Origin of the sequence: Chryseobacterium viscerum (assembly GCF_002899945.2) — a bacterium.
Lineage (GTDB): Bacteria > Bacteroidota > Bacteroidia > Flavobacteriales > Weeksellaceae > Chryseobacterium > Chryseobacterium viscerum.
Map to the genome: position 1 here is coordinate 619,052 of NZ_PPEG02000001.1, position 20,818 is coordinate 639,869.

Here is a 20,818-nt window from a genome sequence, read left to right on the forward strand (position 1 = left end):
ATTAAATAGAATTATTGACTATAAGAACGATTTCTCCCTTTAAGGTTTTACTCTTGGAAAATTCAATTAACTCGTTGATTGTTCCTCGCTTAGTTTCTTCAAATTTTTTGGAGATTTCGCGGCTTAAACTTGCCTTCGTTTCTTCTCCAAAGAATTCTTTGATCTGCTCCAGAGTTGTATTGATTTTGTGCGGGCTTTCGTAAAGAACTATTGTCTTTTTTTCTTCAGCAAGCTGTTTTAGCTTTGTTTGTCTTCCTTTTTTTTGTGGTAAAAATCCAGCGAATAAAAATTCATTATTGGGAAGCCCTGAAACCACAAGTGCAGGAATCAAAGCGGTCGCTCCCGGAAGACAGATCATATCAATCTGATTATCTGCGCCTGCTTTTGCCAGTAAATACCCCGGATCCGAAATTCCCGGTGTTCCTGCATCGGTAATAATAGCGATATTCTGACCGCTTTTAAGGTCTCCAATTACTTTCTCTGTTGCCTGATGCTCATTGTGTAAATGATAAGATTTTAAAGGCTTGGAGATTTCAAAATGTTTTAAAAGTATTCCAGAAGTTCTGGTGTCTTCACATAAAATATAATCAACTTCTTTCAGGACTTTTACCGCCCTGAACGTCATATCTTCAAGGTTCCCAACGGGTGTGGGAACAAAATATAGGATTCCGCTCAAAATTATAAGAATTTATTTTCCACCAATATCCAAAGTCTCTGGGCATATTCATCCACTTTATTCCATTTTCTTTCGTAGTACAGATCACTAAGATATTCTTTGGCCTCTTCCATCGTTTTGAATTGGTTCAGCTGGAATACGGCATCATTAAGATCGATCTGGCTTCCTTCAAACAGCATTTTTGAGAAAGCAATTCTGTCATTCAGATCCAGCTTAAACTCAGGTTTCTGCTTCTCTGCTTCCATAAAGTTCGTAGGAATATTAGATTTCAGAATACTTCCTGTATCTTCTTTTACAACCGAAACTGGAGCTTCTTCCTTAGAAAATTCCCTTTCCAGGTGATCGTCATCAAAAAGTGACTGAACAGCCTTCATTCCTTTGATATTGGCTAATTTTATTTTTTTCTCCCGATGATATTCTTCTAAATTTTCGAAGCTTTCATCGGAACGATGTTTATCTGTTTCTTCAGGAACAGGTTTGTCAATTTCTACAATTTTTCTTCTGTCATAGACTTCAGCAAGGATGCTTTCTTCCTTTATGTCTTCTTCAGAATGGTCATTTTTGATCTCACTCAGAATATTTTCCACGTTGGAAGTTTCTGTAATCATCTCTCCTTCTTGTATTGAAATGTTTGAGGCAACAAATTGTTCCTCATTTTCTTCGATCAGTATTTCATCTTCCAAAGTTTCAGTATCAAAAATACTAGGAATAGTTTCTGTTACTGATATTTTAGCATTATTTGCAACAGCAAAATCTGTTTCTTTTTTGGCTTCTGATTCAGAGATTTCATCTTCTGTATCGTCTATTTCAGTCAGCTGATTATTGAAGATAACTTCTTCCTTAGTCACTTCATCATGAAACAAATCTTCATTGAGGTCTTCATCAGAATCCGGTGTAGCATCCGCAAGAATTTTATCTTCGTCTACAAATTTCAGAACAGCTCTCTGCTCTTCAGAAATCTCATTTTCATCAATTTCATTCAACTGATTATTGAATACGGCTTCTTCTTCCAGAATTTCATGATCAGAATCCTGTTCCTGAGTATTTTCAGCCGCTTTTTCTTCGTGATTTTCTTCTACAAAGCTTACAATATTTTCATGGAATTTATTTTCAACAATTTCATTCAATTGGTTATTGAAAACGGCTTCCTCTTCTTCAGATCCGTCTGAAAAAATTTCATTTTCATCAATTTCGTTCAGCTCATTATTAAAAATCGCTTCCTCTTCTGTCACTTCATTCCCTGAATCATGATATTCTGTTTCTCCTGATACAAAAGAGTGGTGTTGATGAGCCGGATCATCTGCTACGAAATATTCAATATTTTTTTCCAGCAATTTCAAAAAAGAAATCCTGTTAGCAAGCTCATCTACAAGATCTTGCTTGGAAAGTAATTCGTCTATATTACTTATTTTGTCCAGATTATCAATGATATTCATGGATTCAAAAAAAATCTTTTCCCTTAAATCTTGGATATTCTGCATAATAAGATTCTTATTAAAATTGCTTACTTTTGATGTTAAAAATATACGGCTAATTTAACAAATGTTTTTAGAAAATACAATTAATCATTCCAAACAAAGTGGTTGGATGGAAGTAATTTGTGGCTCTATGTTTTCCGGTAAAACCGAAGAACTGATCCGCAGATTGCGAAGGGCAGAGATGGCAGGACAGAACGTAGAAATTTTTAAACCTAAATTGGACATACGATATTCTGAAGAGGACGTAGTTTCTCATAATCAGAATAAAATCCGTAGTACAGCAGTAGAAAACCCTAATGAAATTCTTCTGTTAGCTTCCAATTGTGATGTAGTAGGGATTGATGAAGCTCAGTTTTTCGATGAAAGTATTGTTGATATTGCCAACCAACTTGCCAATAGCGGTGTAAGAGTAGTCATTGCAGGATTGGATATGGACTTTTTGGGCCGTCCATTCGGGCCTATGCCTAATTTGATGGCCACAGCCGAGTATGTTACAAAAGTGCATGCTATTTGTAAGAGAACAGGGAATCTTGCCAACTATTCTATGAGAACTTCCCAGGGAGATAATCTGGTAGAGTTGGGAGAAACTGAAAGCTATGAAGCAGTAAGCCGCCGCGTTTTTATTGACGAAGTACTTTTAAAAAGAAAATAAATTGCAAAACAGCAAAGGCTGAATGCACCAAAGCATACATTATATTCATTAATATAAATGAAAAGCGGAAAAGCAGCATTGTGAAATTTCAAAAAGGAGAAGTTGGCTTATAAAAACTTTTTCTTCCTCTTTATTATTTTACCTTTTTGCCATTTCGCCTTAAAAATAAAGCAGAAAGGGTACCAATGGATTATACAGTACAACACATTGCAGAGATCACCAATGCACAAATCATTGGAGACGGAAATTTATTGATCAAAAATATAGCGTACGACAGCAGGATTATTTATTCTACCAAGAATACTGCATTTATCGCGATCAATACCTCTAAAAATTCGGGTGAAAAGTTTATAGAATCTGCAATAGACAGAGGGATCAGTATTATTATTTCTGAACATCATTATCCCGGGTTTGAAAATATTACCTGGATCATTGTTGAAAATTCTGTAGACTTTCTTCAAAAATTAGCAAAGTACCATTTCGAGAATTCTCACATACAATCTATCGGAATCACTGGTAGTAATGGTAAAACTATTTTAAAAGAATGGTTATATCAATGCTTGTGGAATGAATTCCCTACTGTAAAAAGTCCCAAAAGTTTCAATTCCCAGATTGGCCTTCCGCTCTCTCTTCTTCAAATCAATAGCTCTTATCAGCTTGGAATTTTTGAAGTGGGAATTTCAAAACCTCATGAAATGGAAAAACTTGAAAATATTTTCCATCCTCAGATCGGTTTGCTTACCCATATAGGAACGGCTCATGCTGCCAATTTTTCTTCCGAAGAAGAACTGATTGATGAAAAGATCAAACTTTTTAAAGATTCTGAAGTCATCATCTATAATGGTGACCATTCTTTGGTAGATCAAAAAATTAAAAATTCCTATTCTGATAAAAAATTAATTTCTTACGGTTTTAAAAAAGAGAATCAGGTTTTCATCAAAAACAATATTTCAAAGGATGAAAGCGTAGTCGTTGAATATTTTGGGGAAGAAATCAGTTTTCCAGCCCATCAAAGAGACGAAGCGACATTAACTAACGCTATGGCGCTTATTACAGTCCTTAAGGAACTTCATATCGAAAATAAAAAGATCGTTGAAAAAATCAACCTTTTAAAAGCCGTTGAAATGAGGCTTGAAGCGATTGAAGGAAATAAGAGCAATATTGTTATCAACGATTCTTTTAATCTTGACCTCGATTCTCTGAAAACTGCTCTGCAGTTTTTGAATGAGTATAACAAACCTAAAAAATCTCTGGTCTTAACAGATATTGTAGGAGTGAACAGCAATTCTCAGGAATTGTATGAAGAAGTCTCCGAATTGGTGAATGAACAAAATTTTGATTCCGTATTTTTAATTGGCGATGAAATATCATCATTTAGTGAATTATTTAAAGCTAAAACATATACTTTCATTGACACTAAAGAGTTAATTGAAAGTAAATATCTTACTGAATTAGAAAATCAGATTATCCTGCTGAAAGGTGCCAGAAAATTTGAGATCGAAAGGCTTAAGGATATTCTTGAGCTTAGAAAACATGATACGGTACTGGAAGTAAACCTTAATGCAATTCTTCATAATATCAACTATCATAAATCTCTGCTGAAACCAGGAACCAAAATGATGGCAATGGTAAAAGCTAATGCCTACGGGCTGGGAAGTTATGAAGTCTCAGAGTTCCTACAGCATCATCATATAGATTACCTTGGAGTAGCTTACGTTGATGAGGGTGTAGAACTTCGTAAAAAAGGAATTACAACCCCTATTATTGTAATGAATCCTGAGCAGCACAGCTATCAGACTATTATAGAATATAACCTTGAACCTGAAATTTACAGTTTCAGAGTGTTGGAATTGTTCTATGAAGCCGTTCAGAAATCCGGATATGACAAGAAATATCCTATTCACATCAAACTGGAAACAGGAATGCACCGACTTGGTTTCAAAGATTTTGAACTGGATCAGTTAAGTGAAACTTTAAGCCAGAAAAATGTAAAGGTACAAAGTATGTTCAGCCATTTATCATCTTCCGATATGCCTGAAGAGAAAGAATTTACTTTAAAGCAGCTTGCGGTTTTTGAGAAAAACTCCAGCTACCTAACTGAAAAACTAGGCTACACTCCTATCCGCCATATTCTGAATTCAGCCGGAATAACAAGTTATAAAGCTCATCAGCACGATATGGTGAGAATCGGTATTGGTATGCTTGGAGAATCGGCAGATCCTGAAATTCAGAAACAATTAAGGTCTGTTGTAAGCTTTAAAACCGTAATTTCACAGATATCAACGGTTGAAAACGGTGAATCTGTAGGTTACAGCAGAAGATATAAAGCTGATCATCCTACAAAAATTGCAACGATCCCTGTAGGATATGCAGATGGCATTCCAAGACTGATCGGAAATCAGGTAGGAAACGTTGGAGTAAACAAAACATTAGCGCCCATCGTTGGAAATATCTGTATGGATATGATGATGATTAATGTAGATAATATTCCCAATGTGAAAGAAGGCGATATGGTAACTGTTTTCAATGCCAAACCAAGTTTAAAAGAATTCGCAGGATACTGCAAAACGATAACCTATGAAGTATTAACCTCCATTTCGCCCCGGGTGAAACGGATTTATATAAAAGATTAATTATGAGAAAACTCCTGATTCTGCTTTTCATATTCCCACTGCTATTGATCCATTCTCAGGTAAAAAAAGATCTGGTGATTCCGAAAAATCCAAAGATAGGACTCTCCCTCGCCGGTGGCGGTGCCAAAGGCTTTTCACATGTCGGAGTTCTTAAAGTATTAGATTCATTGGGAGTAAAGGTGGATTATGTTTCGGGAACGAGCATGGGAGCCATTGTTGGAGGACTCTATGCGGCAGGCTATTCCGGAAAAGAAATTGAAAAAATAGTCATGGATACAGATTTCTATTCCTTGATTATGGATCCGAAGTCACGACAGGAAGCCAGTTTTTTCAACAAATCTGTAGACAAATACCTTTTATCCATTCCACTCAAAAATGGAAAAATCACACTTCCCTCTTCTATCAGTACCGGCCAGAGAAATGTTTATCTTCTGAAAGAGCTTTTTAAAAACGTTTCCAATATCGAAGATTTTTCTAAAATGCCCATTCCTTTCCTTTGCGTTGCCACCAATCTGGAGAGTGGAAATATGCAGATTTTTGAAAAAGGAGATCTGGTACAGTCTATTATGGCGAGTTCCGCATTCCCTTCTTTAATGGATCCTATTAAAATTGGCGACAGTATATATATTGATGGGGCAATGACGGTAAACTACCCTTCAAAGCCTTTAAAGGACAAAGGAATCGATATTGTCATCGGTGTGGATCTGAATCAGGACCTATCAAAAAGAGAGGATTTAAACAACATTATATCCATTCTGAATCAGGTAATCGATTTTGGAATAAAAAAAGATACCCGAAAACAGTATAAATATACAGACATCAATATCAAACCCAACCTGAAAGGGATGTCAGCTACAAGCTATGATGATAAGAAGAAAATTCTGGACAGCGGATATGTAGAAGGATTGAAATATTCTCAGATACTGGATCAATTACCAAAGCGGCCATTTGACCGCCTCAGACAACGTATAAACCCTATTTATTCCAATGTATACAAGATCGACAGTATTTCTATTGAAGGAAGCAAGATATACGGTAAAAACTATACGCTTGGGAAAATGGGACTACGTCTACCCTCTTTACAGACTTATGGAAACATCAATAAAATGGTCGATAAATTGGTTGCTACAAACAACTATAGTTTTATCAATTATGATATCGTTCAGGAAAATGATGCCAACTATTTAAAGCTTTATGTAACCGAAGATGATACCCGTCATTTTTTAAAATTCGGACTGCATTATGACGAAGTTTTCAAGACCGGACTTCTTTTGAATTATTCTGCAAAAAGGCTTTTATTCAAAAACTCAAATCTTTCTTTTGATTTCGTTGTAGGAGACCGATTACGATATTACCTGAACTATTTTATAGATAACGGATATATTCCTGGATTTGGTATTTATTCCTCAGGAATGAGCTTTGACCTGAAAAATGTTGACAACTATGTTATCGACAGATGGGAATGGAGCAGAAATGAAGTTTATATACAGTCTATATGGAAGGATAAATTTGCCATTGGAGGAGGTATGAGCCACGATTACTTTAAGGCGGAAAACAGCAATGGAGACAACAGACGTTACAGTCGTTTCCTGAACCCTTATGTCTTTATAAAAACCGATACACAGGATGACAAAGAATTCCCTACCAAAGGGGTTTATTTTGCCGCTGAAGGAAAAGTTATAGACCTTTTAAAATCAGAAGTTGACAAAAGGATTATTCAAATCAAGGCAGATCTTAAAATCAATATTCCTCTTGGCAAACAATTCTCTTACCGTCTTAATCTATTTGGAGGAATTACACTTGGTGAACACCTTCCTGCTTATTATCAATATAGATTAGGAGGAATTTTTGAACAAAATCTTATTAATTTCAAAAGCTTTGGAGGGTTTTATTTTGCCCAGCTTTATACAAATAATGTAATATTAGCATCTAACGATATTCAATTTAAATTCAATAAAAACTATTTCATCAGTGGAAACTTCAGCTTTGCTAACTTATCAAACGATATCAAGTTTGAAGATGCAGTTAAAGTAAATTACAGCTCACTGGGATTAACGGCTGGTTACAAATCTCCTTTCGGGCAGATTAAAGTAAACTTCAGCCACTCACTTAAAAACAACCAAAAAGGTATATTCAGTGTTATTTTAGGACACTGGTTTTAAAAAAATGATACAGTTCTTTTACGAAAACTTACCAGAGTCGGTAAGTACAGATTACAAAAAATGGCTGGAAGATCTTATTCTTTCAGAAGGAAAAAAACTAGGAGAAATCAATTATATTTTCTGTGATGATGAATATCTTCTTAAGATCAATCAGGACTATTTACAGCATGATTATTATACGGATATCATCACTTTTGATTATGTAAAGGGCAAGACAATAAGCGCTGAGATTTTTGTATCTTTGCAGCGCATTTCTGATAACGCCTCTACCCTTTCCCGAGATTATGAAGAAGAATTAAGAAGGGTTTTAGCCCACGGAATTTTACACCTTGCAGGCTATAAAGATAAGACGGAAGAGGAAGAAAAAGAGATGCGGAGAATGGAAGATTTGTACTTGACCAAGTATCGGGATTTAAAGATTTAAAATTAAACAATCACTTAAGGTCCGTTATCTAAAGTACTCAATTCTAGCAGTAATATAAGCTTACCTAGAGTGCATTCTTCAAAAATGTTTCACGTGAAACATTGGTTGAAAAGATAAGATTAAAAGCTTAAAACAAGCGAGATAAAAATGATTTCAGAAATATATGATGTGATCGTAGTAGGTGCCGGACACGCAGGTTGTGAAGCCGCTGCCGCAGCAGCCAACCTTGGTTCAAAAACACTACTCGTTACAATGAATATGCAGACCATCGGACAGATGAGTTGCAACCCGGCAATGGGCGGAATCGCAAAAGGACAGATCGTAAGAGAGATTGATGCAATGGGAGGATATTCCGGAATTATAGCAGACAAATCTGCTATTCAATTCAAAATGCTAAATCTTTCAAAAGGTCCCGCGATGTGGTCTCCGAGAACCCAAAATGACAGAATGCTTTTTGCCGAAGAATGGCGCTTAGCATTAGAAAATACTCCCAATCTTGATTTCTTTCAGGATATGGTGAAACAACTGATTGTTGAAAATAATAAAGTAACCGGAGTTGTTACTTCTTTAGGAATTGAGATCAAAGGAAAATCTGTTGTTCTTACCAACGGAACTTTTCTTAATGGATTAATTCACGTTGGAGATAAACAACTAGGTGGAGGAAGAATGGGTGAACCAAGAGCATTTGGAATTACAGAACAATTGGTCACTTTAGGTTTCGAAGCAGGAAGAATGAAAACCGGTACTCCACCGAGAGTAGATGGAAGAAGTTTGGATTATTCAAAAATGGAGGAACAGAAAGGAGATGAAAATCCCCAAAAGTTCAGTTATCTTGACACTCCAAAATTGACAAAACAATTAAGCTGCCATATCGTATATACGAACGAAACAGTACATGATATTTTGAGAGAAGGTTTCGATAGAAGCCCAATGTTCAATGGTACGATTCAAAGTTTAGGTCCAAGATACTGCCCAAGTATTGAAGATAAAATTAATCGTTTTGCAGAAAGAAACAGACACCAGCTTTTCGTAGAACCTGAAGGATGGAAAACGGTAGAGATCTATGTAAACGGATTCAGTTCTTCACTTCCGGAAGATGTACAGATCAAAGCTATGAAACATATTCCAGGATTTGAAAACGTAAAAGTATTCCGTCCCGGTTATGCCATTGAATATGATTACTTCCCTCCTACCCAATTGAAACATACCCTGGAAACAAAATTAATTGATAATTTATATTTCGCAGGACAGATCAATGGAACAACAGGATATGAAGAAGCAGCAGGTCAAGGTTTAATTGCCGGTATCAATGCCCATAACAAAGTTCATGAAAAAGGCGACTTTATCCTAAACCGAGATGAAGCTTATATCGGAGTATTAATTGACGACCTGATTACCAAAGGAACTGAAGAACCTTACAGAATGTTTACTTCACGTGCCGAATACAGACTTCTTTTGAGACAGGATAATGCTGATATCAGGTTAACTGAAAAAGCTTACCAACTTGGATTGGCAAAAGAAGACAGATTAAGAAAAGTAGAAGCTAAAATATCTGAAAGTCAACTACTTGAAGAATTCCTTCGAGAAACTTCTTTAAAACCAGGTGTTATCAACCCTATCCTAGAATCTATAGAAAGTAATCCGGTAGATCAGGCTTATAGAGCCGCACAAATATTGACCAGACCTAATATCACATTGAAAAAACTGGATGAAATAGACTTTATCAAAGAAGTTTCTTCCAAATATAATGATGAAGTAAGAGAACAGGCAGAGATCAATATCAAGTATAAAGGCTATATTGAGAAAGAAAAAGAAAACGTAGCAAAATTAAACCGTCTGGAAAATATAAAAATTCCAGAAGATTTTGATTATACTAATCTTTCCAGCCTTTCTACAGAAGCAAAGCAGAAGATGTCTAATGTACGTCCGAAGACAATTGCCCAGGCAGGAAGGATAAGCGGGGTCTCTCCAGCAGATATCAACGTCTTATTAGTATATTTAGGACGTTAAAAAGAAATGTTTCACGTGAAACATTAAAAAATAAAACAAGAATTAAGGTATTTTGAGTGTATAATAACCTCTGAATATCTTAATTTTTTTGAATAGATAAAAAAGATACCGATTTCAATGAAAATAAAAGATCATTTTCTTTCACAGGAAATATTTGAAATACAAGAAACAGAAACAAAAGGTGTATTTAAAACCACCCCTACTCCATCCAATATTTCCAGATATTACGAAAGCGAAGATTATATTTCTCACCACCAGGATTCCGGAAGTCTGAAAGAAAAGCTTTACAAATTTCTACAGTCTTTTAATCTGCAGTACAAAAAAAATATTCTTATTGATAGAATTAAGAAAGGATCAAAAGTTTTGGACTACGGATGCGGAGCCGGAGAATTTGTAAAATATATAGAAAATGATTTTGAAACCTTCGGTTTTGAACCTGATGCCGATGCAAGAAAAGCTGCAAAAAGTAAAATAACAAAAGCAGCAATACTAGACGACATTAGTAAAATTGAAGATAAAAGTTTAGATGCCATTACACTGTGGCATGTTTTTGAGCATATCGAAAATCAGAATGAAATGCTAAGCATTTTTCATAATAAACTAAAGGAAAAAGGAATTCTTATTATTGCTGTTCCCAACCCTACTTCTTATGATGCTAAACATTATAAAGAATATTGGGCAGCTTATGATGTACCAAGACACATCTACCATTTTTCTAAAAATGGAATGGAAAATTTAATTTCCAAAAAACCAGACTGGAAATTAAGAAAAATAAAACCTCTTATACTAGATTCCTATTACATCTCAATGTTAAGCGAAAAATACAAAAAATCACCCTTATTTTGGGCAAAAGCGGTCATTCACGGAACAATTTCCAACGTAAAGGCGCTTTTTTCAAACGAATTCTCAAGTTTGATATACATTATCGAAAAAAGATAGAAAACCGATTTTTGACCCATTTATGAAGGTCAGTTTTCAGCATTTTCACTATAAAATTTAAAAAACTCAGGATTTTTTCCTGAGTTTTTTATTTCATCGAAATTAGTTTTTATCCATTTTTAAACTTTGTAAAAAATACTTTAACTGGGATCAAAAAATTTCACATTGCATTTCTTAATTTTAGAATCTTCTCCCCTACTCCATTTCATACGCAAACAAAAAATCAATGATCAATAATTCTCTTCTTTGATTTCTTAAAATTTTCCATCTGCTTGCAAAAATTCACTTTTTTAAAAAATTTTACATAAAATTGATTGCAGTGGAAAAAAATAGAGTTTTAAAAATCAAATTCTTTCACAATCATAATTAATTCATTCTAAAACATACTTAAAGGTGTTAGTAGTCGGAAAAATATAATTTATTGATTTAAGAAGCATTTATGGAAGTCAATTTTATCACCTTAAAAGTAAAAACCGGAATTGATCCGGTTTTTTTGTTATTTATAAATCAACAATCAAATTACTCAATAAGCTTGAATTTGCTGAAAAAGTAAAAAGAGTCATATTATCAACTTTAAATCTCACACTTAAAGGTGATGTCGTTCCAAAAGTATGTGCATTAAAAAAAAGTTCAGGAAAAGGATACGTGGGTTGAATCGTATACATTGCCCCTACTCTTCTATGACTATTGGAAAGTACAGGGCTGATCAAAGCTGATGTCATTCCATTAATAGTGGGTACAGGAGTATTTATCTTAGATAAAATATATTTAGCTTTATTCGATGGATCTGCTAGAAATACAGCTGAAGGAGTAAATTCCACTTTAGGTTGATTAGAGATATACACATTATCTCTGATGGTAGTAGACTGAATAAAATCACTTGTAATACTGATTACGTCTTCCATCGTAGACACCGGTATAACCGACGCATTATCAGATATTAAACAGTAATTTACTCGTTTAGCAACCATTGTTATCAGCTTAGAAATGGCTGTAAAATGATTTCTGGAAACCTTTATGAATGAATATTCAGAATATTGACCGTTAATTTCATCATGATCTTTATCGAATAAGAAACCCAAAGAACGGCCTATAAATTGATTATCAGTAACTTCCAAGGACACTGTGGAAGCTAGAACACCTGCAGCATATCTAGAATAGTCGCCCTCTGTATAAAGGATATGTGACGTATTATTCGTCACTGTAACTCTCTCGCATTTACCACCTTTACCCTGAATAATAAATAAACATTGTCCACCATTATACAACATTCCTTTTCCTTGTACATGGATATGCTTAACGTTATTAGAAGTAATAAATACATTAGAAATTGTACAATTTTTATCCGGCCACAAGTATACACCAGAATTAACAATTTCAGCAATATTATCTGAGATTGAAATATTTGTAATATTACCCTTTTCAGTGTAAATCCCAGCCACAAAATTCATTCTTGTATAATTATAAACCTTATTATTGGTAAAGGAAGAATTGCTTCCATGGATTTCGCAGGCACATCCAATTAATTTCGTTTGTTCATTACCTAAGAAGACATTATCATGCACCGATAAAAAATTAACATTTCCATAGATTGTAGAGTGATCATTATTAATAATTTCATTACTCTTAACCAAATCTTCGAAGATACAGTTTTGAATGGTAGCTTTACTACCATTTTGAGACCAACCAACACTTATACAATTGGTTAGATCACCATTAGTCCAATAAATTCCATCTATATCAACATTAGTACAATTGCCACCTTCAAAGCCAATTCTACGCATGTATGAACTTCTCATTTGTGACAATTCACCACTAAAATCAATGACTCCCCTGCCCTTCATCGTAATATTGTACAAAGGTTTAAACTTTGCACTATCAGTATCATTAAAACCGGAGAATAGAACAAAAGGCTTATCATCAAAAAAACCACCAACTTTTATGACGCTATATTCTTCAAATTCAATATCCAGATAAGATCTTAATTCTAAAATATTAGCGTGTGCAATAACTAATTCAGCTCTATCACTGTAAGAATTAATAAGAAAATGACCATTAGGAAAAACTAGCTTCAATCCAAGCTTGGAACTAACATCAAAAGCTTTTTGAATGGCTGGTCTTTGATCTGCAGTATATGAAGACTTTACACCAAAAGTCGTTACATAGACTCTTTTAGAAGAAAAAACTACGGTATTTACATAGTAATCATTCCCCCTGGATCGGTAAATAATCTCATCTTCCAGAACTTTAGGATCGTTAATAACGAGAATCGTTTCATCAATCCAAGTACTTACTTTTTGAAAAGTAACGCTTTCTCCTGTAAAGCTATCGATCAGTTGCACTAAATTGTCATTGGGAGCAGCATTTCCAACGGCGAAAAACTCATTTGTATACATCATAATATTTTAATTTGATACTGCAAATGTATTCGCTGACAACGTCAAAACTTGACGTAAAAAAAATATAATTTGAACAAATAATTCTATTATTACATTCAAGAAGAAAAAAAATCTATCTTAAAAGACACATACGCTAAATATAACCTCAGGTTATATCTATAATCATTAGAAAACTTCGATCAATAAAGGATTTTCTTCCTGTTTTAGAAATAAAAAAAGTCTGCTAATATAATTAGCAGACTTTAAAATATCTATTTTATTTTCTCTTAATTGTTGATGGCTGCTACCCCAGGAAGCTCAAGTCCTTCAAGACTTTCAAGCATTGCTCCACCACCGGTAGAAACATAACTTACCTGATCAGCATATCCAAATTGCTTAACAAAAGCTACACTGTCTCCTCCTCCAACTAAAGAGAAAGCTCCTAATCTTGTTGCTTCGGCGATACTTTCACCAAGAGCAATCGTTCCGCCAGCAAAATTTGACATTTCAAAAACTCCAATAGGACCATTCCAAAGAATAGTTCTTGAATTTAATAATACATCATTGAACTGATCTCTAGATTTATGACCAGCATCAAGTCCCATCCATCCTTCTGGGATTGCATAGATATCAACCTCTTTTCTTTCCACCTCATTACTGAAGCTTTCTGCGATGATTGCATCAGATGGAAGATATACTTTTACTTTATGTTCTTTTGCTTTTCCTAAAATCTCAAGAGCTAAAGGAAGCTTATCCTCTTCTACTAAAGAATTTCCGATTTTTCCTCCCAAAGCCTTAATAAAAGTGAATGCCATACCTCCTCCAATGATCAGATTATCTACTGCAGGAAGGATATTTTCTATAATGGTGATTTTAGTTGAAACTTTAGAACCTCCCAGAATAGCTGTAACAGGTCTTTCTCCACTCTTTAATACTTTATCGATTGCCTGAAGCTCGTTAGCCATTAGTAAACCGAAATATTTAGTTGATTCAAAATACTGAGCAATCACAGCAGTAGAAGCATGAGCTCTGTGTGCAGTACCGAATGCATCATTTACATAAGCATCCCCTAACTTAGAAAGCTTTTCAGCAAAAGCAGCATCTCCTTTTTCTTCTTCATTATGAAAACGTACATTTTCTAATAATAAGATTTCCCCTGGTTTTAGTTCAGCAGCAGCTTGCTCTGCTTTCTCCCCAATACATTCATCCACGAACTTTACTTCCTGTCCTAAAACATTAGAAACTTCACCAACAATATGTTTAAGAGAAAATTCATCTTTAACCTCCCCTTTAGGTCTCCCAAGGTGGGTAATTAAAATGACAGAACCACCATCATTAAGGATTTTCTCCACTGTTGGTTTTACAGCAACAATTCTTGTGTTGTCTGTCACCTTCAGTTGATCGTCCTGAGGAACATTGAAATCCACTCTTACCAGAGCCTTCTTGTCTTTAAAATTAAAATCATTGATTGTTTTCATAAGTAGATTTATTTTTTTCTAAGTTTCATGAAACCGGCGTGGCCAAAGTCCGGGGTTCATTCCGGAAAATCTCGCAACGATAATTTCATCAATCTTATTGAATTTCTGTTTCACAAATGTAAGGTTTTAAACTTTTTCAACACTTTCATTAAAATAAAAGTTTTCAAAAACTTTCCCCAGACCCAATCACCCATTAATCAACAATTTTATCTCTTTATAGAAAAAGAATAATGTAGTTGTTGTTGTATGTTGTTAGTTTAGGGGATAAGTTTTAGCTTAAAAGTTGGTAACACTCAACTTGTATTGAATTCATATTTAACTCACAATATAAATCCTTGTAAACCCGCTATTTCACATACTTATTAACAAATGTTGGTAACTTTGAAAAGAATCAATTATTAGTTATTTTATTATGGAGAAATCTGGGGATAGCTGAAGAAAACATCTGGAAAGTTGTGGTGAAAATTTGCTGAAAGGTTTTCTATTACGAAATAAATTGATCTTTAAAAATAGAAAGTTGATAAAAGTTTTCCACAGTTATTAACATACCTTTTCACAATTAACTCACGGTTTACTAACACGAATTGTTATTATTCTTACCTTTGTAAGGAAATAGAATCTAATAAAGCTTAATAAGAGTATTATGAAAAGAAAAATTGCGATTGCAGCGGACCATGCAGGCTATGAATATAAGGAGATTGTTAAGAACTACCTTTCAGAACGTTTTGAAGTACAGGATTTTGGAACGTTTTCCACAAACAGTGTGGATTATCCTGACTTTGTACACCCTGCTGCAACCTCTGTGGAAAACGGAGAAAATGAGCTCGGAATTTTGATCTGCGGAAGCGGAAATGGGGTTCAGATCACTGCGAACAAACATCAGAAAATAAGATGCGCACTTTGCTGGATGCCGGAGATTGCAACACTGGCAAGACTGCATAATGATGCCAACATGATTTCAATGCCGGCAAGATTTATATCAAAGGAACTGGCTCTTGAAATTGTAGATAAATTTCTTTCAACTGACTTCGAAGGTGGAAGACACCAGAACAGAGTTGATAAAATTGCTGTTTGCTAAATATACTAAGGCTTGTAAATCGTATTACAAGCCTTATTTATTTTTTATTCGTACATTTGCAATGTCCAATAGAAATTACACTCTATTATTCTCCAAAGCCTTTCTTATATTTGAAATATATTTAATAGAAGGTTTTTCTCTTTTCTTCTCAAGAATTGTATTAATTTTATACAAAACTAAAGCTCCCGTTGTAAGTAAACTGAAAGATAAGTTCTGATGATTTTACACAAAGAATCTAATGATGAAATTGAATAACCTTTATAAGGAATAAAGTAGGAAGATTAGAAAAAGGTTTTATTTGAACTAAGACCAAAACATTTAAAAAGAAAATTAAAATGCCAAAAAAAAGAAAATATATAAGTCATAAAAATGATTTAAAAATGATGGAGATCGGAAGATTGATTCTCCGTTTTATGAATGCGAATGCATCTAAAATTTATAATTATAAGCAGATCGCCGACGGTATAGATTACAAAAATCCAAGACAAAGAGAACTTGTAATCCAGGCGCTGCATAAACTTCAGGGATCTGAAAAGATCAAAGAAGTAGAAAAAGGAAAGTATATCGTGAACCTGAAAATTGCAGGAACCCTAACTGGAATTATTGACTTCAACCAAAGCGGAAATGCTTACGTAAAAGTGGAAGGATTGGAAGATGATGTCTTTGTACATGCCAAAAATGTGAAGGATGCCTTGCAAGGAGATAAGGTTCTTATTATAACTTATCATTATAAAGGAAAGAAGCTGGAAGGTTCTGTTCTGGAAGTTTTGGAAAGAACCAGAACTGAATTTGTGGGAATATTTCAGAAGGTGGCTCATAAGGATTTCGGCTTTGTTGTTTGTGATAAAAAATCAATCAACACAGATATCTTTATTTCAAAAGCAAAGTTCAACAATGCTGAAGATGGAGATAAGGTAATTGTAAAAATGACTGAGTGGAGACCCGGAGATAAAAATCCAGAAGGTGAAATCATTCAGGTGTTGGGTGCTCCGGGAGAACATGAAACAGAGATCCACTCTATCCTTGCAGAATATGGTTTGCCTTATGAATTTCCACAGGAAGTGGAAGCAGATGCTGATAAAATTGACAGAAGTATTACTGACGAGGAAGCAGCAAAACGATGGGATATGCGTAACATCTGTACGTTTACCATTGACCCTAAGGATGCGAAGGACTTTGATGACGCCTTATCAATGAGAAAACTGGAAAATGGAAACTGGGAAATCGGTGTTCATATTGCAGATGTGTCCCATTATGTAGTTCCGGGGACTATCCTTGATGATGAAGCATATAAAAGAGCCACTTCGGTTTATCTTGTAGACAGAGTGGTACCGATGCTTCCGGAAGTTTTAAGTAATGATGTTTGTTCCCTTCGTCCACACGAAGATAAATATACTTTTTCAGCTGTTTTTGAATTAAATGACAATGCAGAAATTCAGAAAGAGTGGTTTGGAAGAACAGTTACTCATTCCGACAGAAGATTTACCTATGAGGAAGCTCAGGAGCGTATAGAAAGCGGACAGGGAGATCTTGCTGAAGAAATCAATGTTCTTGACAGACTTGCGAAGATCATGCGTAATGAGCGTATCAGAAGAGGGGCTATTACTTTTGACAGAAGTGAAGTAAGATTCAATCTGGATGAAAATAATCAACCGATCGGCGTTTATTTTAAAATAAGCAAGGATTCTAATCACCTGATCGAAGAGTTTATGCTTCTGGCCAATAAAAAAGTATCGGAGTTTGTATCCCTGACCAAAAAGAAAGAGATCACAAACAATACATTTATTTATAGGGTTCACGACGATCCGGATCCGGCAAAACTAGAGTCATTAAGAGACTTTGTAGCTACTTTCGGATATAAAATGGATCTTGCCAATACCAAGAAGGTTGCAGAATCTTTAAACAAACTTCTTCATGATGTAAAAGGGAAAGGAGAAGAAAATATGATCGAAACACTGGCGATGAGAAGTATGAGTAAAGCGGTGTATTCTACAGAACCAATTGGCCACTATGGGTTAGGTTTTGAATACTATAGCCACTTCACCTCTCCTATCCGTCGTTACCCGGATTTGATTGCCCACCGTCTTCTTCAGCATTATCTGGATGGAGGAAAATCTCCGGCCAAACCTGAGCTTGAGGAAAAAGCTAAACATTGCAGTTCAATGGAAAGACTAGCAGCTGATGCAGAAAGAGATTCTATCAAATATATGCAGGTGAAATTCATGGAAAAGCATCTTGGAGAAACTTTCACGGGGGTAATTTCAGGGGTTGCTGAATTCGGATTCTGGGTAGAAATTCCAGAAAACGGTGCCGAAGGTCTGATCAAATTAAGAGACCTGGTAGATGACTCTTATATGTATGATGCCAAAACTCACGCTGTTTATGGGTCAAGACATGGAAATAAATATCAGTTGGGAGATCAGGTTCAGATCAAAGTAGTGAAAGCGAATTTGATTCAAAAGCAGCTTGACTTCAAGATTGTGGATAATGACCAGGATAGATAAGTATATTGTATTTAGTATCTTAAATGCAATATTATTGGTAACAGTCATTTTTAACACTGTTATCAATTTTTATCTGTTTGTGCTCGCTATGATCGTCCTTGTAGTCCTATGTAATATTTTAATCAAAATGAATATTATTAATATTGATAAACAAGGGAAAAAGTACTTTTTTGGAGTTACATTTCCACAGATAATTAATGGATTCTTTTTGATCAATTATCTTACAGGAATGAATCCTACCAAAGAAACATATTGTTTCAGAAATATGATTTCAGAGGTTGGAAGTGTACGAAGTCATCAGAAAGGAAAGACAACATACGTTTATTTGAGTGGAAATGCCTATGAATATTCTTATATGACAAGAAGTTTTTTCATTGATTATAAAAGAATGTTGTTTAAAAATCAGATTACCTATACCTTTGAACGAGGTATTTTTGGGCTTAAAATTAGAAAAGACTTCGAGTTTACTTTTAATGAAAATTGCCTGGAAAAATAAATTTGTTGAGATCATCAGCAAAGTATAACGCAAAAGAGGTTGTTCCCAAAAAGAACAGCCTCTTTCTTTTTAAGAAGTTAAAAAATCACCCAAAATAATTTTAAGATCTGGTCACGTTTCAGGGCTTATCATTCTTACTCCTCTCCTATTTCCTTAAAAATTTCAGATTAAACTCTCCTTAAAATCCAGTTGATATATCACAACTTTATTGAATAATTAAATCATAAAGTATAACTTTGTATAAAACGAAATGAATTTTTATTCATTTTAAAATACCACTTAATGCTAGAACTTGTACTATCTGCCGTCATATTAGGATTTATGCTGAGCCTGGTTTTTATAGGACCTATATTTTTCCTCTTAATTGAAACCAGCTTTTCCAGAGGCCCAAAACATGCCTTATCACTGGATCTTGGCGTTATTACTGCAGATTTATTATGCATTGTAGCGGCGTATTATGCCAGTACAGATATTGTCTCTTTAATAGATAAACATCCCGGGTTCTATAGAATCACTTCTATTCTAATTTTTATTTATGGGATTGTGATGTTGGTGACCAAGACGAAAATGCATATGCCGGGCGAAGAAAAGATTATTGGCCAAAATTATATTAAAACATTTTTCAATGGTTTTTTCTTTAATCTTTTAAATGTTGGAGTTATCCTTTTCTGGCTGGTAACGGTAATTTCCGTAAGGAATCAATATCCGGACACCAGCAGTTTTATTTTATACATAGGCATAGTATTGGCAACATACCTTTCTATAGATCTTGCCAAAATATTTCTTGCTAAACAATTTCACGATAAGCTTACACAGAAACTGGCCAACCGGATCAGAAGAGTTGTTGGCTGTATTCTTATTGTCTTCAGTTTCTTTATTTTCCTGCAGAGTTTCAAAAAGTTCAATCAGTTTGAAAGACAACTTGAAGAAGCAGAAAAGAAAGAAGTAAAATATCAAAAAACAAAATGAAAAAAATGATCTTTCCAAAGTCCCTTAAAAAAGGAGACAAAATAGCTGTTATTTCCCCTGCAGGAGCGGTAGATGCCACTCAACTGGAAAAGGGAATAGAAATGATTAAAAGCAGAGGTTTTGAACCCATTATCGGGGAACATCTCTACACCAAATTTTCAAACGGATATAATTATGCCGGAACAGAACAGGAAAGAATAAAAGACATCAACTGGGCCTTAAATGACCATGAAATTAAAGCGGTTTGGGCTTCCAGAGGAGGTTATGGATGCCAGCATCTGATTCAGCATCTTAAGTTGAAAAACTTTATAGAGAATCCAAAATGGTACATTGGTTATTCCGATAATACAGTGATACAAAGTTATCTGTTGAAAAAAGGTTTTGTTTCGATCCATGGACAGACTATCAAAACATCAAGTTTTGGAGTTACCGACGAAAGCTATGACCTGATCTTTGATATTTTAAAAGGCAAAACTCCCAAATATACCCTTGGATCCCATCAATTGAATAAAGAAGGCAATATTGAAGGAGAATTGGTTGGAGGGAATTTAGCCCTTATCTATGCCCTTCTGGGAACTAAATATTCTTTCGACTTTAAAGATAAAATCCTATTTATTGAAGATATCGGAGAAAACTACTATGCACTGGACCGTATGATCATGAGTCTCGAGCTGGCAGGAGTCTTCAATAAGATCAAAGGACTTATCGTTGGCGGGATGACCAATATGGGAGATGAAAAAGAAAATAAGAACTATGAAGAAAGCTTTGATGAGTTTGCCTATAAACTGATCTCTGAAAGAATTTCAAAGTATAAATTTCCTGTGGTATTTGCTTTTCCAAATGGACACATTAAAGACAACAGACCACTTCTAATCGGAGGAAATATTAAAATGAAAATCGGAGCTAAGGTAAAGATCGAATTTTAAAAGAGCACCACTCTC

At 34.7% G+C, this 20,818-nt stretch carries 15 protein-coding genes; 11 read left to right on the top strand and 4 right to left on the bottom strand.

The window, feature by feature from the left end; translation table 11 throughout:
- Position 1 precedes the first annotated feature (1 nt).
- A complete protein-coding gene (gene rsmI, locus C1634_RS02845; protein ID WP_103233754.1) occupies positions 2–676 on the bottom strand; it encodes a 16S rRNA (cytidine(1402)-2'-O)-methyltransferase in 675 nt (224 codons plus the stop codon).
- Between the two features lie 2 nt (positions 677–678).
- A complete protein-coding gene (locus C1634_RS02850) occupies positions 679–2,157 on the bottom strand; it encodes a hypothetical protein (RefSeq protein ID WP_109737864.1) in 1,479 nt (492 codons plus the stop codon).
- Between the two features lie 61 nt (positions 2,158–2,218).
- Between C1634_RS02850 and C1634_RS02855 the strand changes: the two genes are divergently transcribed.
- The 6 genes from C1634_RS02855 (at position 2,219) to C1634_RS02880 (ending at position 10,974) form a co-directional block, all read left to right on the top strand.
- Positions 2,219–2,806 (top strand): thymidine kinase, encoded by a 588-nt coding sequence (locus C1634_RS02855; protein WP_103233752.1) that lies wholly within the window; start codon positions 2,219–2,221, stop codon positions 2,804–2,806.
- Between the two features lie 185 nt (positions 2,807–2,991).
- Positions 2,992–5,439: a bifunctional UDP-N-acetylmuramoyl-tripeptide:D-alanyl-D-alanine ligase/alanine racemase gene (locus C1634_RS02860; RefSeq protein WP_109737865.1), complete on the top strand. Its 2,448-nt coding sequence runs from the start codon at positions 2,992–2,994 to the stop codon at positions 5,437–5,439.
- A gap of 2 nt (positions 5,440–5,441) precedes the next feature.
- The gene (locus tag C1634_RS02865; protein WP_109737866.1) at positions 5,442–7,601 is read left to right on the top strand and encodes a patatin-like phospholipase family protein; all 2,160 of its coding nucleotides are present in this window, start codon (positions 5,442–5,444) and stop codon (positions 7,599–7,601) included.
- 4 nt (positions 7,602–7,605) lie between these two features.
- On the top strand, positions 7,606–8,025 hold the full coding sequence (gene ybeY, locus C1634_RS02870) for an rRNA maturation RNase YbeY (RefSeq protein ID WP_103233749.1): 420 nt from the start codon (positions 7,606–7,608) through the stop codon (positions 8,023–8,025).
- A gap of 147 nt (positions 8,026–8,172) precedes the next feature.
- Positions 8,173–10,035: a tRNA uridine-5-carboxymethylaminomethyl(34) synthesis enzyme MnmG gene (mnmG, locus tag C1634_RS02875; RefSeq protein ID WP_109737867.1), complete on the top strand. Its 1,863-nt coding sequence runs from the start codon at positions 8,173–8,175 to the stop codon at positions 10,033–10,035.
- A gap of 117 nt (positions 10,036–10,152) precedes the next feature.
- Positions 10,153–10,974, top strand: a complete 822-nt coding sequence (locus C1634_RS02880) for a class I SAM-dependent methyltransferase (protein ID WP_103234698.1) — start codon at positions 10,153–10,155, stop codon at positions 10,972–10,974.
- A gap of 500 nt (positions 10,975–11,474) precedes the next feature.
- On the opposite strand, the gene C1634_RS02885 is transcribed toward C1634_RS02880, so the two are convergent.
- Both C1634_RS02885 and C1634_RS02890 read right to left on the bottom strand, forming a co-directional pair.
- A complete protein-coding gene (locus C1634_RS02885; protein ID WP_103234699.1) occupies positions 11,475–13,373 on the bottom strand; it encodes a glycoside hydrolase family protein in 1,899 nt (632 codons plus the stop codon).
- 266 nt (positions 13,374–13,639) lie between these two features.
- Positions 13,640–14,830, bottom strand: a complete 1,191-nt coding sequence (locus tag C1634_RS02890) for a phosphoglycerate kinase (protein ID WP_103234700.1) — start codon at positions 14,828–14,830, stop codon at positions 13,640–13,642.
- Between the two features lie 643 nt (positions 14,831–15,473).
- Here C1634_RS02890 and rpiB point away from each other — a divergent pair.
- From rpiB to C1634_RS02920, 5 genes are all read left to right on the top strand, one after another.
- Positions 15,474–15,908, top strand: coding sequence for a ribose 5-phosphate isomerase B (gene rpiB / locus C1634_RS02900; RefSeq protein WP_103234702.1), 435 nt, complete (start codon positions 15,474–15,476; stop codon positions 15,906–15,908).
- 335 nt (positions 15,909–16,243) lie between these two features.
- Positions 16,244–18,412, top strand: coding sequence for a ribonuclease R (gene rnr, locus C1634_RS02905; RefSeq protein WP_109737869.1), 2,169 nt, complete (start codon positions 16,244–16,246; stop codon positions 18,410–18,412).
- Positions 18,413–18,539: 127 nt separating this feature from the next.
- Positions 18,540–18,908 (top strand): hypothetical protein, encoded by a 369-nt coding sequence (locus C1634_RS02910; protein ID WP_103235568.1) that lies wholly within the window; start codon positions 18,540–18,542, stop codon positions 18,906–18,908.
- 282 nt (positions 18,909–19,190) lie between these two features.
- Entirely contained in the window at positions 19,191–19,877 is a 687-nt protein-coding gene (locus C1634_RS02915) for a LysE family translocator (protein WP_103233417.1), read from the top strand.
- Positions 19,874–20,803: a S66 peptidase family protein gene (locus tag C1634_RS02920; protein WP_103233416.1), complete on the top strand. Its 930-nt coding sequence runs from the start codon at positions 19,874–19,876 to the stop codon at positions 20,801–20,803. Before C1634_RS02915 ends, C1634_RS02920 begins: the two co-directional genes overlap by 4 nt.
- Positions 20,804–20,818: the final 15 nt, after the last annotated feature.